Raw genomic sequence first — 13,956 nt, forward strand, 5'->3', positions numbered from 1 at the left:
TGTCGCACAACGTGTTTTAATATTTCGTCACAGAAGCGAACAGTGTTCTGATAAGGACCCAGTAGGCGTTGCGACGCCATTTCGGCTCGACGCGGCAAGCGCCTTGCGACAAAAGACGCAGATGAAATTTCTGGACCAGTGCAAGATCTTTATCCGCTCCGGCAACGGCGGCGGCGGCGCGGTCTCGTTCCGACGCGAGAAGTACATCGAATACGGCGGCCCCGACGGTGGCGACGGCGGCCGTGGCGGCGACATCTGGATCGAGGCCGTGGACGGCCTCAACACCCTGATCGACTACCGCTACCAGCAGCACTTCAAGGCCGAGACCGGGATCCACGGCATGGGCCGCGGGCGCCATGGCGCTGCCGGCGGCGACATCACCCTGAAGGTTCCGGTCGGCACCCAGGTGCTGGAAGAAGACAAGGAAACCCTGATCGCCGACCTCGACACGGCCGGCATGACCGTGCGCCTGTGCAAGGGCGGTAATGGCGGATGGGGCAATCTGCACTTTAAGGGACCGATCAATCAGGCCCCAAAATACGCCAACCCCGGCCAGGAAGGCGAAGAACGCTGGGTCTGGATGCGCCTTAAGCTGATTGCCGACGTCGGCTTGGTGGGCTTGCCCAACGCCGGCAAATCGACCTTCCTGGCCGCCGCCACCGCCGCCAAGCCGAAGATCGCCGACTATCCCTTCACCACCCTGACGCCGAACCTGGGCGTGGTCGATCTGTCGACCAGCGAACGGTTCGTGCTGGCCGACATTCCCGGCCTGATCGAAGGCGCGTCGGAAGGCGCCGGCCTCGGCACCCGCTTCCTTGGCCATGTCGAACGTTCGGCGGTCCTGATCCATCTGATCGACGCCACCCAGGAAGACATAGCGGGGGCCTGGACCACGATCCGGGGCGAGCTTGAAGCCTATGGCGACGAGCTGGGCGACAAGTCCGAGATCCTGGCCCTGAACAAGATCGACGCCCTCGACGAGGAGACCATCGCCGAGAAGGCCGCCGAGCTGGAGGCCGTCGCTGGCGTCAAGCCGCGTCTGGTCTCGGGCGTCTCGGGCAAGGGCGTCAAGGAGTTGCTGCGCGCCGCCTATCGCGAGGTCCGCATCCGTCGTGGCGACGAGATCGAGGAAATCGACGAAGAAGAGGACCACGTCCCGGAGACCCCCGGGGGCTGGACTCCGTGAGCCAGACTCCCGTTGCGGCGGGCGGTGGGCCGCTGGCCTCCGCCAGGCGGATCGTCTTCAAGGTTGGCTCGGCCTTGCTGATCGACGCCGACACCGGCGCGGCCAACCATACCTGGTTGAAGGCCTTCTGCGACGACGCCGCGCTCTTGCGAGCCCGGGGCCAGCAGGTGGTGGTGGTCTCGTCGGGCGCAGTAGCCCTGGGCCGTCGCCGTCTTGGTCTGACCGGCCGCAAGTCGCTGACCCTGCCTGAAAAGCAGGCCGCCGCCGCCGCCGGCCAATCCCTGTTGATGCGCGCCTGGGAAGAGGCTTTCGAGCCCCATGACGTCGGGGTCGCCCAGATCCTGATGACGCGCGACGACACCGAGACCCGCCGCCGCTGGCTGAACGCCCGCGCCACGGTCGAGACCCTGCTGGGCCTCGGTGTCGTGCCGGTGGTCAACGAAAACGACACGGTCGTCACCGAGGAAATTCGCTACGGCGACAATGACCGCCTGGCCGCCCGCGTCGCCCAGCTGGCCGGCGCCGACCTGCTGGTGCTGCTGTCGGACATCGACGGCCTCTACACCGCCGACCCGCGCCGCGACCCAAACGCCAGCCACCTGGCGACGATCTCCGAGATCACGCCGCAGATCGAGGCCATGGCTGGAGGCGCCAACGCCGCCGCCGGCGTCGGCACCGGCGGCATGGCCACCAAGATCGCCGCCGCGCGCATCGCTCGCGCCGCTGGCTGCGCCACACTGATCACCTTGGGCTCGCGCGCCCGTCCGCTGAAGGCCATTGAGGAGGGCGCCAAGGCCACGCTGATCGAGGCCGGGGCCAGCCCCGCCGCCGCCTACAAGGCCTGGATCGCCGGCTCGCTGGCGCCGCAGGGCTGGCTCTCGATCGACGCCGGAGCGGCTGCGGCCTTGGCCAGGGGCAAGAGCCTGCTGGCGGCCGGAGTTCGCGCGGTCGAGGGTCCGTTCGACAAGGGCGACGCCGTGCGGGTGCGCGACGAGACCGGCCGCGAGGTGGCTCGGGGCCTGACCCGCTACGACAGCGCCGACGCGCACCGCATCGCCGGCCTGCGCTCCGACGCCATCGAGGCCGAGCTTGGCTTCACCGAAGGCCCGATGATCCACGCCGACGACCTGGCGGTCGCGGACTAGGCCATGACCCTCCCGCCCCCTGCGCCGAAGACGCGCGAGTGGCGCGACGTGACCCCGGAGATCTTTCGCGCGGAGATCATGCCGGGCAATGCTCCGGCCATCCTCAAGGGTCTGATCGCCGACTGGCCGGCTGTAGCGGCGGCGCGCGCTTCCGACGAGGCCATGGCCGACTATCTGCGCGGCTTCGACGCCGGCAAGCCGGTGGCTGTCCTGCGCGGCGAGCCCCGGATCGGCGGACGGTTCTTCTACACCAACGACATGAGCGCGCTGAACTTCCAGCGTCACAACGTCCCGCTGGGCGAGGCTCTCGACCAGTTGCTCGCCCTGAGGAACGACGCCGCGCCGCCAGCGCTCGCTGTGCAATCGACGCCGACGGCGGCCGCGCTGCCCGGCTTTGCTCAGGCCAATCGGCAGCCGCTGCTGGAAGCCTCGGTGGGACCGCGTATCTGGATCGGCAACGCCATCACGACGGCGACCCATTTCGACATGAACTACAACATCGCTTGCGCGGTGGCTGGCCGGCGGCGTTTCACCCTGTTTCCGCCAGATCAACTGAAGAACCTCTATCTCGGCCCGCTGGAATTCACGCCGGCCGGCCCGCCGGTCAGCATGGTCGATATCGCCGCGCCCGATCTGGAACGCTATCCACGCTTCGAGGAGGCTTGGGCGACCGCCCAGATCGCCGAGTTGGAGCCCGGGGACGCGATCTACATCCCCTATTTCTGGTTCCACAATGTGGAATCGCTCGATCCCTTCACCGTGCTGGTGAACTACTGGTGGAACGAGACGCAAGCCGTGCTGAGCCGGCCGCTGGAGGTCTTGCTGCACGCGTTGGCGAGCCTTCGCGACCTGCCGTCCAGCGAGCGGGAGATCTGGCGCGGCATGTTCGAGCACTTTGTCTTTCAGGCCCATGGCGACCCGGTGGCTCACATTCCGCACGAGCGACGCGGCGCCCTGGGCAAGATGACGCCCGAGCATCTGGCGCGCATCCGGGCGATCCTGCTGCGCACCCTCAGCCAGCCATAGCCAGACGCGCAAAATCCGCTAGGTTCCGCGCGTTCCAGGAGTCCCCATGGCCTACCGTTCCTTGCGCGAATTCATCGACGTCCTCGAGGCGCAGGGCGAGCTGGTCCGAGTGGCCGAACCCGTCTCCACCGTGCTGGAGATGACCGAGATCCAGACCCGCCTGCTGGCGACCGGCGGCCCCGCGGTGCTGTTCGAGAACGTCATCCTGCCGGACGGCACGCGTTCCCCGATGCCGGCGCTCGCCAACCTGTTCGGCACCGTCAAGCGCGTGGCCATGGGCGTCACCCTGGGCGGCGAGCCACGCACCACCGCCGGCGAACTGCGCGAAGTGGGCGAGCTTCTGGCCTTCCTGCGCCAGCCCCAGCCGCCCAAGGGCCTGAAAGACGCTCTCGACATGCTGCCCCTGGCCAGGACCGTCATGGCCATGCGGCCGGGCACGGTGAAGAAGGCGCCGGTGCAGGAGATCGTCCTGACTGGCGACGACATCGACCTGTCCAAGCTGCCCGTCCAGACCTGCTGGCCCGGCGAGCCCGCGCCGCTGATCACTTGGCCGCTGGTCGTCACCAAGGGTCCCGGCAAGGACCGCGAGGACGACTTCAATCTCGGCATCTACCGCATGCAGGTGCTGGGCAAGGACCGCTGCATCATGCGCTGGCTGGCTCATCGCGGCGGGGCCCAGCACTATGCCCGTCATAAGAAGGCGGGGAAGCGTGAGCCCCTGCCCGCCTGCGCCGTGCTCGGCGCCGATCCCGGCACCATCCTGGCCGCCGTGACGCCCGTGCCCGACACCTTGTCGGAGTATCAGTTCGCTGGCCTGCTGCGCGGGGCCAAGGTTGATTTGGTGGCCGCCAAGACTGTACCGCTGATGGTGCCGGCCCACGCCGAGATCGTGCTGGAGGGCCACGTCCTGCTCGACGAGTATGAGGATGAAGGTCCCTACGGGGACCACACCGGCTATTACAACAGCGTCGAGAAGTTCCCGGTCTTCCAGGTGACGGCGATCACCATGCGCAGGAACCCGATCTACCTGACCACCTTCACCGGCCGGCCGCCGGACGAACCCTCGGTGCTGGGCGAGGCGCTGAACGAGGTCTTCATCCCGCTGCTGCGCCAGCAGTTCCCCGAGATCGTCGACTTCTGGCTGCCGCCCGAGGGCTGCAGCTATCGCATCGCCGTGGTCTCGATGAAGAAGGCCTATCCCGGCCACGCCAAGCGCGTGATGCTGGGCGTGTGGAGCTATCTGCGCCAGTTCATGTACACTAAATGGGTGATCGTCGTGGACCACGACATCAACGCCCGCGACTGGAAAGACGTGATGTGGGCGATCTCGACCAAGATGGACCCGGCGCGGGACATCACGGTGATCGAGAACACCCCGATCGACTATCTCGACTTCGCCAGCCCCGAGAGCGGCCTGGGCTCCAAGATCGGCCTGGACGCCACAGACAAGCTGCCACCCGAAACCCATCGCGAGTGGGGCGAGGAGATCCGCATGGACCAGTCGGTGATCGATGCGGTCAGCGAGAAGTGGACGCGGCTGGGCTTGCCGGGTGATGGCAAGCCGATCTGGAAGTAGCCGACCGAGCATGTTATTACTTCGTTGCAACGGAGCAGGTCATGTCCTCGGCTATCCGCAAGATCGGCAATTCGGCGGGCGTTATTTTGCCCAAGCCTGTGCTTGAAACGCTCGGCGCCAAGCTCGGTGATCGCATCGACTTCGTGGCCGAAAACGGTCGGGTCTTCCTGTCACCCGTCGCGGCCGACCCGCGCGAGGGCTGGGAGGAGGACTCCAAGCGGCTCGGGGTCCAAGGCCTGACAGAAGAAGGTCGCGAATGGCTCGAAGCGCCGCTTAACACCGAGGCGGAAAAGGACTGGGAGTGGTGAAACGCGGCGAGGTCTGGCTGACCCGTCTGGATCCCACCGAGGGCAGCGAGATCCGCGAAACGCGTCCTTGCTTGATCGTCTCGCCGGACCGCTTGAGCCATCACGACATCTTCATCATCGCGCCGATGAGTTCCGGAGATCCGACCGCGCGCTTTCGGATCGAAATCGAGTTTCAGGGGCGGGCCGGGCGGGTGTTGCCAGATCAAGTGCGTGCCGTAGCGCGGGGCCGCTTGATCAGACGACTGGGGCGATTGGACGACGACGCCCTAGATCAGGTCCTCAGTGTGCTGCGTCTGATGTTCGAGCCGGACTGACACCGGACGCTTGCAGGGTCGCGATATTCGCGCGAGGACATGTTCATGCGGAACCTCCTGTTTCTCGCGGCTTTGGCCGTTTTGTCTCCGAGTCTCGCCATGTCCCAGAGTTCGCCACCCTCCCTCTCCCAAGCCCCTTGGGACGAAGCCTTCTTGCCGCCCGCGCCGCAGTGGAAGGGCGCGAGCCAGGCGCTGCTGCGCGACAAGTCCGATCCGTGGGTCACCGCGTTCGAGGCCGATCCTGAGCACGACTTCAGCCCTGACTATGTCGACACCCGCAAATGGTTCGAGCGGCTGGACGCAGCGTCCAACCTGATCCGCATCGAAGAGTTCGGCGTCTCGCCTGAAGGCCGGCCGATCTATGCCGTGATCGCGTCGAAGGACGGAGCCAAGCTCGATCCCAGGAAGCCTGTACTGCTGGCCCAGGCCGGCATCCATCCGGGCGAGATCGACGGCAAGGACGCGGGCATGATGCTGCTGCGCGACATGGCCTTCAACGGCAAGGCGGGCCTGCTCGACAAGGTTAATCTGGTCCTGATCCCGATCCTCAGTGTCGATGGTCACGAGCGCGCTTCGGCCTATAGCCGCCCCAACCAGCGCGGGCCGCGCATCCAGGGCTGGCGCAATACGGCGACCAACCAGAATCTCAATCGCGACTTCATGAAGCTGGACCAGCCGGAGATGCAGGCGCTCAAGGCCCTGCAGGCCAGGTACCGGGCCGACCTCTATGTCGATATCCATGTCACTGACGGCATGGATTACCAGTACGACGTCACCTACGGCTATAACGGCGAGAACGGCGTCTGGTCGCGATCACCGGCCATTGCGAAGTGGCTGGACGCGACCTTCAAGCCCGCCATGAACAAGGGCCTGGAAGCCCGCGGCCACATTCCCGGCGGACTGGTGTTCGGGATCGACGAGCACGGCCCCAAGGCGGGCCTGTCGGATGGCGGCCTGGGCGAGCGGTTCTCGAACGGCTGGGGCTCGGCGGCCCACATCCCGACCATTCTGATCGAGAACCACAGCCTCAAGCCCTATGCCCAACGCGTGCTGGGGACCTATGTTTTCCTGGAGACGGCGCTGAAGCTGCTGGCCGAGAAAGGCCCCTCGCTGCGCGCCGCAATCGGCGAGGACAGCGCTCTGCGTCCGGCGGAGATCCCCGCCAACTTCGTCGCAGAGGACAAGCCCAGCGCCACCCGCGCCTTCAAGGGCATCCTCTATGAGACCTATGAGAGCCCCGCTTCCGGCCGCGGCGAAATCCGCTGGCTGGGCAAAGCCGATCCTGAAATCTGGTCCATGCCCTTCTACGGCTCGCGCCCGACCCTGACCCTGAAGCGTCCTGCGGCCTATTGGGTCCCCAGCTATCGCAAGGATCTGATCGAGCGGCTGAAGTTGCATGGCCTGACGGTCGAACCGCTGGCGGCCGCCAAGACTGTACAGGTCGAGATGCTGCGCCTGACCGACCCCAAGGTCGCCACCCGCGCCAACGAGGGCCATGTCCAGATCGGCGTCACTCAGGTCGCATCAGAAGCCCGCGACTGGTCCTTTCCCGCCGGCTCGGCGCGGGTGCCGACCGATCAGCCCCTGGGGGACCTTGCCGTGCTCCTGCTCGAGCCCCAATCGAGCGAGAGCTTCTTCGCCTGGGGCATGATCCCGGAGGTGCTCAGCCGCGTCGAATATATCGAGGGCTACGCCATCGCGCCTTTGGCCGAAAAGATGATGGCGGCGGACCCGGCGCTGAAGGCCGAGTTCGAAGCCAGGCTGGCCGCCGACCCCAAGTTCGCCTCCGATCCGGAAGCTCGCCTTGGCTGGTTCTACCGTCGCACGCCCTTCTATGACGACCGCCACCTGCTCTATCCGATAGCGCGCGAACCCGCCCGTTAGGGCAGGTCGCTTGCATGCAGGCGCGGGAGAGGGCTTCTATGCCCCCTCCCGCGCGTTGCGGGCCAATATTGTAAGGTTCTCCGATGGATACGATTACTTCGGGTCACGCCGCGGCCCTCTGGGCGGGGCTGCATGTGTTCCTGATGCTGACCCTGTCGCTGCTGGTCGTGCGGCTGCGCCAGAAGCACAAGGTGGCCATGGGCGACGAGGGCATTCCCGAGCTGGCCCGCGCCATCCGCGCCTTCGGCAACGCCAGCGAATATGTCCCTACCGCCCTGATCGCCATCGCCGTTCTGGCCGTGGTCGGGGCCCCACCCCTGGCGATCCACGTGGCCGGCTTCGTGCTGTTTTCCGGGCGCCTGATCCACGCCGTGGGCCTGTCCAACAGCGGCGGCGCCTCGATCCCCCGCGCGATAGGCATGGTGGCCACCTGGCTGGCCTATGTCTTCATTGGCGTGGCATTGCTGTTCTACGCTATCGCCTGATGCGGCGAGCGCGCCGCGCTTGCCCGGGACCGTCGCCCTCGTCCATAAGACCCCATGGACGATAATCTGCTTAGCGACGTGGTTTCGGCCGCACTCAAGGCCGGAGCCGACACGGCCGAGGCCGTCTTTGCCGAACGGCAATCCCTCTCCGTCAGCGTGCGCCTGGGCGAACTGGAAGAGGTCGAGCGCGAGGAGGCCCGCGATCTGGGCCTGCGCGTCTTTGTCGGCAATCGCAGCGCCACGGTTTCCGGTTCCGACATCTCCAGCGAGGCCCGCGCCAAGCTGATCGAGCGCGCCGTGGCCATGGCTCGCCTGGCGCCCGAGGATCCCTATGCCAGCCTCGCCCCGCGCGACCGCCTGGCCAGGGGGCCGTTCCCCGACCTGGACCTGATCGACGTCTATGAGCCCGCCGCCGAGGCGCTGGAGGCCCAGGCCCGCATGGCCGAGGACGCCGCTCGCTCGGTCGAGGGCGTGACCAATTCCGACGGCGGCTCGGCCAGCTGGAGCTCGGCCTCCTGGCGCTTGTTCACCAGCGACGGCTTTTCCGGCATGCACGCGGCCACCGGCCACTCGCTGTCATGCTCGGCCATCGCCGGCGAGGGCGCGGGCATGGAGCGGGGCGGCGAAGGCCGCTCGGCCCGTCACTTCGCCGACTTGCCGGGCGCAGGCGATATCGGCCACGAGGCCGGCCGCTCGGCGGTCGTGCGCCTCAACGCCCGCAAGATCGCCTCGACCACCGCCCCAGTGATCTTCGAGAACCGCCTCGCCATGTCGCTGATCGGCCCGCTGCTGGGCGCGATCTCGGGCCCTTCAATCGCCCGGGGCAGCTCGTTCCTGAAGGACAGGCTGAACCAGCAGGTCTTCGCCAAGGGCGTCAGCCTGATCGAGGACCCGCACCGCGCGCGCGGCCTGGGCTCGGCTCCGTTCGATGACGAGGGTGTCGACACCGTCCGCCGCGCCCTGATTGACGATGGCGTCCTGACCACCTGGCTGCTCAACACCAGCAGCGCCAGGCAGCTGGGTCTCGAAACGACCGGACACGCCTCGCGCGGCCTCGCCGGCCCCTCGGGCGTCTCGACGAGCAACCTGACCCTCTCGACCGGCACGCGCGACCAGGCCGGCCTGATGGCCGACGCCGGGACGGGCCTGCTGGTCACCTCGATGTTTGGCCCTTCGCTGAACGGCAATACCGGCGACTGGTCGGTGGGATGCTCAGGCCTGTGGTTCGAGAACGGCGAGATCACCGGCCCCGTCACCGAGATCACCGTGGCCGGCAACCTGATCGACATCTATGCCCGGCTGATCCCTGGCTCGGACCTGGAGTTCCGGGGCTCCAACAACGCGCCGTCCATCCTGGTCGATGGCCTGGCCATCGCCGGCAAATGACCGAACTGGACCTGATCCTCGACGCAGCGCGGGAGGCTGGGGAACTGGCCCTCAAGGCGCGCGCCGGGGGTCTGAAGGTCTGGTCCAAGGACGGCGGCTCGCCGGTCACCGACGCCGACCTGGCCGTCGATGCGCTGTTGAAGGACCGCCTGCGCGCGGCGCGGCCCGACTATGGCTGGTTGTCGGAAGAGACGGTCGACGATCCAGCCCGCCTGACCACGACGCGGCAGTTCGTGGTCGATCCCATCGATGGCACCGTCGCCTTCATGAAGAACAAGCCGTGGTTCGCCGTCTCGGTGGCCGTGGTCGAGAACGGCAAGCCCATCGCTGGCGTGGTCCATGCCCCCGCACTCAACGAGACCTATGCAGCCGTCCTCGGTGGCGGCGCGACCCTGAACGGCATGACGATCTCGCCCAGCGACACCGACGATCTCGAAGACGCCGCCATGCTGGGCGACGCCAAGATGTTCGTGCATTCGGCCTGGACCAATCCCTGGCCGGCCATGCGGGTGGAGAGTCGCAACTCCATCGCCTACCGCATCTGCCTTGTGGCCGCCGGGGCATTTGACGCCGCCGTCGCCCTCTCGCCCAAAAGCGAGTGGGACGTGGCCGCGGCCGACCTGATCCGTTCGGAGGCCGGCGCCTGCCTGACGGATCACAAGGGCCGCAGTTTCAGCTATAACAGCCCAATTCCGCTGGTTCCGAGCCTGGTTTGCGCCAATGCGACGCTTCAGCCGTTGATCCTGTCGCGTGTCGGGCATATCGACCTGCCATAATCATAATTCCTCGCAGGAACATGCTCCATCATGACCGATAAGCAGCTTCTCCATCTCGTGGTCGGCGGCGAACTGAAGGATGTCTCCGACATCGAGTTCCGCGACCTGTCCAAGGTCGAGTTCGTCGGCGCGTTCGCCAGCTATGCCGACGCCCACAAGGCCTGGAAGGCCAAGGCCCAGGCCACGGTCGACAACGCCCATGCGCGCTACTTCATCATCCACGCGCACAAGCTGATGGATCCGAGCCTGGGTTGATCGGCTGAGCAAGTCCTCCCCCTAGAGCATTTTCCGATAAGTGTGAAACGGTTATTGGATCGAAAAATGCTCTAAACTTTTGATTTAGAGCCCTTTTTGCCCGACCCTGATGAAGCCATCAGGTCGGAAAGCGCTCTAGCGGGGGAGGTGTCGGCGAAGCCGACGGAGGGGGAAATGCTGCTGAGTCTATGCGGCCTTCCCCCACCGCCCTGACGGCCGCCTCCCCCTTCAGGGGGAGGACCTGGTCCCTACTCCCGCCGAAGTATTCTGTCCGTCAGCAGCTTACCGAGCATCCCGGCCCGGAAAGTCGCCTTCATCGCCACGGGATCGTAGTCGTCGCTTTCGACCCAGTCGGTGAAGCTCAGCCCCTTGGGCTCGCCGCGCTCGAGATATTGCTCGAACACATAGTCCAGCACGCCGGTATTGCCGGCCTTGATGTGCAGATAGCGTGGCGACAGCTCCTTCATCGCTTCGCGGATCGGCAGGCCCAGGCGGTAATGGGCGTAGAGCACGCTCATGATCCCCACCCGATCCGCGCCCGACTTGCAATGGATCAGGGCCGGATATTCCAGGGTCTCGAACAGCTCCTTGGCCCCGCGCACCCGCTCGCGGATCGGCACTTCGCGGGAGGTGATGGTGAAGTCCACCAGGTTCAGGCCCAGCCGCTCGCAGGCGTCTTTCTCGAGGGCGTAGAAGCTGCCGTCGAACCCGCCGCGCAGATTGACGATGGTCCTGATCCCCCGCTTCTTCCACCATGCCAACTGAAACGGCCACGGCTGGTTGGCGCGCACCAGTTCCGGGCTGACCCAATGAGCGTTGGAGAAGCCGACCCTCAGATAAGCATGGTCGTTCCACAGGTAGTGGAGGTAGGTCTTCAGGCGCCCCCAAGGCGTGGTCAGGTCGAACTGGGCCAAACAGGCGATCCTCTGGACTTGCCGCGCCTAAGTAGGATGGACCGCCGCCTAATGCAAAACGCACGATCATTTCCGCGCGCGGTGATGCGCCCGTGTCCTTGACAGCTTGGCCTCGACGTCCGACCCCTCGCGCATGACCGATCCCGCCGCGCCGCAAGCCACCAACCGCGCCCTCGCCGCGCGGGTCTGGCGCGACTATCTCAAACCCCGCTGGAAGGGGCTGACGGTCTCGTTGATCAGCGCCGCCATCGTGGCCGGGCTCAGCGCCCAGCTGGCCCGGATGATCCAGCCCGCCGTCGACCAGTTGATCACCAATCCGCGCCCCGGGGCGATCCTGGCCATTCCCGCCGCCATCGCCGTGATCGCCATACTGCGCGGCCTGTTCCAAGTGCTGCAGGCGACCTTCATCAACCGCATCGGCAATGGTGTGGTCGGCGACGTGCAGGTGCAGTTGTTCGGCAAGCTGGTGCGCTCCGACCTCGCCCGGCTGCGCGGCGCCCATTCGGGCTCCTATGTCTCGGCGGTGCTGTATGACGCAAGCCTGATCCGCGAGGCGGCGACCAGCGGCGTCGTCAACTACACCCGCGAGTTCCTGACCGTGATCGGCGCCCTGGCGGTGATGTTCAGCCTCGACCCGATCCTGGCCGCCGGCGTGCTGGTGATCGCCCCGGTCGCCAGCCTGATCATGCGACGCTTCTCGAGGAAGACGATCAAGGCCGCCAAGGGCGCCATGGGCGAGACCTCCAACCTGTCGACCGCGATCATGGAAAGCCTGGACGGGGTCAAGATCGTCAAAATGGAGAACCGCGAGGCCTATGAAGAGGCCCGGGTCGCTGCCGTGGTCGACCGCCGCCAGCATCACCTGATCAAGGGCTCGAACGCCCGGGCCATGGCCGCCCCGGCCACCGAGACCTTCACCACCCTGATCACCGCCGGCGTCTTCGTCTATGCCGGCTGGCGCGCCACAACAGGCGACATCACCGCCGGCGCCTTCTTCGCCTTCCTGAGCGCCCTGCTGATGGCAGCCCAGTCCCTGCGCCAGGTCGCCAACCTGCAGACCGTGTTCAGTGAAGGCCTGACCGCCGCCCGCCGCCTGTTCGAGACCCTGGACGTCGCCCCGACTATCATCGATCCCGCCGACGCCCGGACACTGCCGGCTGGCGACGGCGCCATTGCGCTGGAGAAGGTCAGCTTTTCCTACGCCGATGAGATCCCGACCCTTGAGCAAGTCTCGCTTGAGGTTCGGCGCGGTGAGACCGTGGCGCTGGTCGGCCCGTCCGGCGGCGGCAAGAGCTCGATCCTCAACCTCATTCCGCGCTTCTACGACGTGACCGCCGGCGCGGTGACTATCGACGGCCACGACGTGCGCTCGGTGACCCTGGCCAGCCTGCGCGACCGCATAGCCTTGGTCACCCAGGAGCCCTTCCTGTTCGACGACACCATCCGCGCCAACATCGCCTATGCCCGGCCTGATGCGACTGAGGCTCAGATCATCACCGCCGCCGAGCAGGCCGCCGCCCATGGGTTCATCACCGCCCTGCCGGACGGCTACGACACCGGCGTCGGCGAAGCCGGAACGCGGCTGTCCGGCGGCCAACGCCAGCGCATCGCCATCGCCCGAGCCTTCCTGAAGGACGCTCCGATCCTGCTGCTTGACGAGGCCACCAGCGCGCTCGACACCGAGAGCGAGGCCCAGGTCCAGGCGGCGCTGGAGCGGCTTATGGCCGGCCGCGCCACCATCCTGATCGCCCACCGCCTGTCGACCGTGAAGGGCGCCGACCGCATCTACGTCATCGACGGGGGCCAGGTCGTCGAGACCGGAACCCACGTCGAACTGGTCCGCGCCAGGGGCCTCTATGCTCGTCTCGCCAAGGCCCAGGATCTGGACCACCTGCCGGACGACGCCGCATGAAGCCGCTGCGCTCGCCCTTGGTCATGGGCCTGCTGGTCGATCTGATGTCGGGCTATCTGGCCCTGACCTTTCGCACCCTGCGCTGGACTCGCGAGGGCGAGGAGATCGCCGACCAGGTTCAGACTCAAGCGTTGGCGCAGCGCTCAGGCGTGATCTTAGCCCTCTGGCATTCCCGCGTGCCGGTCGGCCCGGCGACCTGGCCGCAAGGCGCCGACAGACCCGAGATCCGGGTGCTGGTCAGTCAGTCGCGCGACGGCGAGTTCATCGCCCGGGTCATCGCCAGGCTGGGCCTCCCCGCCATTCGCGGCTCTTCGCTGAAGAAGACCGACACCGCCAAGAACAAGGGCGGCGAGCAAGCCTTTCGCGACATGGTCAAATGGGTGAGGGACGGCGGGGCCATGGCCATCACGCCAGACGGCCCGCGAGGGCCAGTCGAGGTTTTGCAGAAGGGCGCTGTGGCCCTGGCCCGGGTCAGCGGCGCGCCGGTGCTGTTCGTCGGCGTGGCCATGAAGCCCTGCATCCGCCTGGGCACCTGGGACCGCACCATCATTCCCCTGCCCTTCGCAAAGGCGGCCATGGTCTGGGACGGCGCGGCCACCGCCGGCCGCGGCGACGATCCCGACACGCTGGCCGAGGCCTGGGGCGCCCGGCTGTCGGTCGTGTCCCGTCGGGCCGAGCAACTGGTGGGTGAGACCGATGGGGCTCCCTCCGGTGTCCCGCCAAGTCCGCTCTCCCCGGCGAAGGCCGGGGTCCAGATCGAACCCTGAGCGCCAGCCGTTCCGGCTCGAG

The 13,956-nt window shown here is 66.8% G+C and carries 14 protein-coding genes; 13 read left to right on the forward strand and 1 reads right to left on the reverse strand.

Annotated features, from left to right (window positions below; all coding sequences use genetic code 11):
• The first annotated feature begins 121 nt into the window (after positions 1 to 121).
• The 11 genes from obgE to ACP69S_RS10480 all read left to right on the forward strand — a co-directional run bounded on the left by obgE (position 122) and on the right by ACP69S_RS10480 (position 10,341).
• On the forward strand, positions 122 to 1,186 hold the full coding sequence (gene obgE, locus ACP69S_RS10430; RefSeq protein WP_425996918.1) for a GTPase ObgE: 1,065 nt from the start codon (positions 122 to 124) through the stop codon (positions 1,184 to 1,186).
• The gene (proB, locus tag ACP69S_RS10435) at positions 1,183 to 2,331 is read left to right on the forward strand and encodes a glutamate 5-kinase (protein WP_425996920.1); all 1,149 of its coding nucleotides are present in this window, start codon (positions 1,183 to 1,185) and stop codon (positions 2,329 to 2,331) included. The genes obgE and proB overlap by 4 nt, the downstream gene beginning before the upstream one ends.
• Positions 2,332 to 2,334: 3 nt before the next feature.
• Positions 2,335 to 3,357 (forward strand): cupin-like domain-containing protein, encoded by a 1,023-nt coding sequence (locus ACP69S_RS10440; protein ID WP_425996922.1) that lies wholly within the window; start codon positions 2,335 to 2,337, stop codon positions 3,355 to 3,357.
• A gap of 46 nt (positions 3,358 to 3,403) precedes the next feature.
• Positions 3,404 to 4,933 carry a UbiD family decarboxylase gene (locus ACP69S_RS10445; RefSeq protein WP_425996924.1) on the forward strand — a complete coding sequence of 510 codons (1,530 nt, stop codon included), beginning with the start codon at positions 3,404 to 3,406 and terminating at the stop codon, positions 4,931 to 4,933.
• Between the two features lie 41 nt (positions 4,934 to 4,974).
• Positions 4,975 to 5,241 carry an AbrB/MazE/SpoVT family DNA-binding domain-containing protein gene (locus ACP69S_RS10450; protein WP_425996926.1) on the forward strand — a complete coding sequence of 89 codons (267 nt, stop codon included), beginning with the start codon at positions 4,975 to 4,977 and terminating at the stop codon, positions 5,239 to 5,241.
• On the forward strand, positions 5,238 to 5,555 hold the full coding sequence (locus tag ACP69S_RS10455) for a type II toxin-antitoxin system PemK/MazF family toxin (RefSeq protein ID WP_425996928.1): 318 nt from the start codon (positions 5,238 to 5,240) through the stop codon (positions 5,553 to 5,555). Before ACP69S_RS10450 ends, ACP69S_RS10455 begins: the two co-directional genes overlap by 4 nt.
• A 39-nt stretch (positions 5,556 to 5,594) precedes the next feature.
• A complete protein-coding gene (locus ACP69S_RS10460) occupies positions 5,595 to 7,439 on the forward strand; it encodes a M14 family metallopeptidase (RefSeq protein WP_425996930.1) in 1,845 nt (614 codons plus the stop codon).
• A gap of 83 nt (positions 7,440 to 7,522) precedes the next feature.
• Positions 7,523 to 7,924, forward strand: a complete 402-nt coding sequence (locus tag ACP69S_RS10465; protein ID WP_425996932.1) for an MAPEG family protein — start codon at positions 7,523 to 7,525, stop codon at positions 7,922 to 7,924.
• 54 nt (positions 7,925 to 7,978) lie between these two features.
• Entirely contained in the window at positions 7,979 to 9,310 is a 1,332-nt protein-coding gene (locus ACP69S_RS10470) for a TldD/PmbA family protein (protein ID WP_425996934.1), read from the forward strand.
• Positions 9,307 to 10,086: a 3'(2'),5'-bisphosphate nucleotidase CysQ gene (locus tag ACP69S_RS10475; RefSeq protein ID WP_425996936.1), complete on the forward strand. Its 780-nt coding sequence runs from the start codon at positions 9,307 to 9,309 to the stop codon at positions 10,084 to 10,086. The genes ACP69S_RS10470 and ACP69S_RS10475 overlap by 4 nt, the downstream gene beginning before the upstream one ends.
• Positions 10,087 to 10,116: 30 nt before the next feature.
• The gene (locus tag ACP69S_RS10480) at positions 10,117 to 10,341 is read left to right on the forward strand and encodes a DUF4170 domain-containing protein (RefSeq protein WP_425996937.1); all 225 of its coding nucleotides are present in this window, start codon (positions 10,117 to 10,119) and stop codon (positions 10,339 to 10,341) included.
• Positions 10,342 to 10,589: 248 nt separating this feature from the next.
• Here ACP69S_RS10480 and ACP69S_RS10485 read toward each other — a convergent pair whose 3' ends face one another.
• Positions 10,590 to 11,255 (reverse strand): fused DSP-PTPase phosphatase/NAD kinase-like protein, encoded by a 666-nt coding sequence (locus ACP69S_RS10485; protein ID WP_425996939.1) that lies wholly within the window; start codon positions 11,253 to 11,255, stop codon positions 10,590 to 10,592.
• A 133-nt stretch (positions 11,256 to 11,388) separates the two neighbouring features.
• Here ACP69S_RS10485 and ACP69S_RS10490 point away from each other — a divergent pair, with 133 nt between their 5' ends.
• Positions 11,389 to 13,167 carry an ABC transporter ATP-binding protein gene (locus ACP69S_RS10490; protein ID WP_425996941.1) on the forward strand — a complete coding sequence of 593 codons (1,779 nt, stop codon included), beginning with the start codon at positions 11,389 to 11,391 and terminating at the stop codon, positions 13,165 to 13,167.
• A complete protein-coding gene (locus ACP69S_RS10495; RefSeq protein ID WP_425996943.1) occupies positions 13,164 to 13,934 on the forward strand; it encodes a lysophospholipid acyltransferase family protein in 771 nt (256 codons plus the stop codon). Before ACP69S_RS10490 ends, ACP69S_RS10495 begins: the two co-directional genes overlap by 4 nt.
• Positions 13,935 to 13,956: the final 22 nt, after the last annotated feature.

Source organism: Caulobacter sp. DWR1-3-2b1 (assembly GCF_049895765.1).
In the GTDB taxonomy this organism is placed as follows: Bacteria; Pseudomonadota; Alphaproteobacteria; order Caulobacterales; family Caulobacteraceae; genus Caulobacter.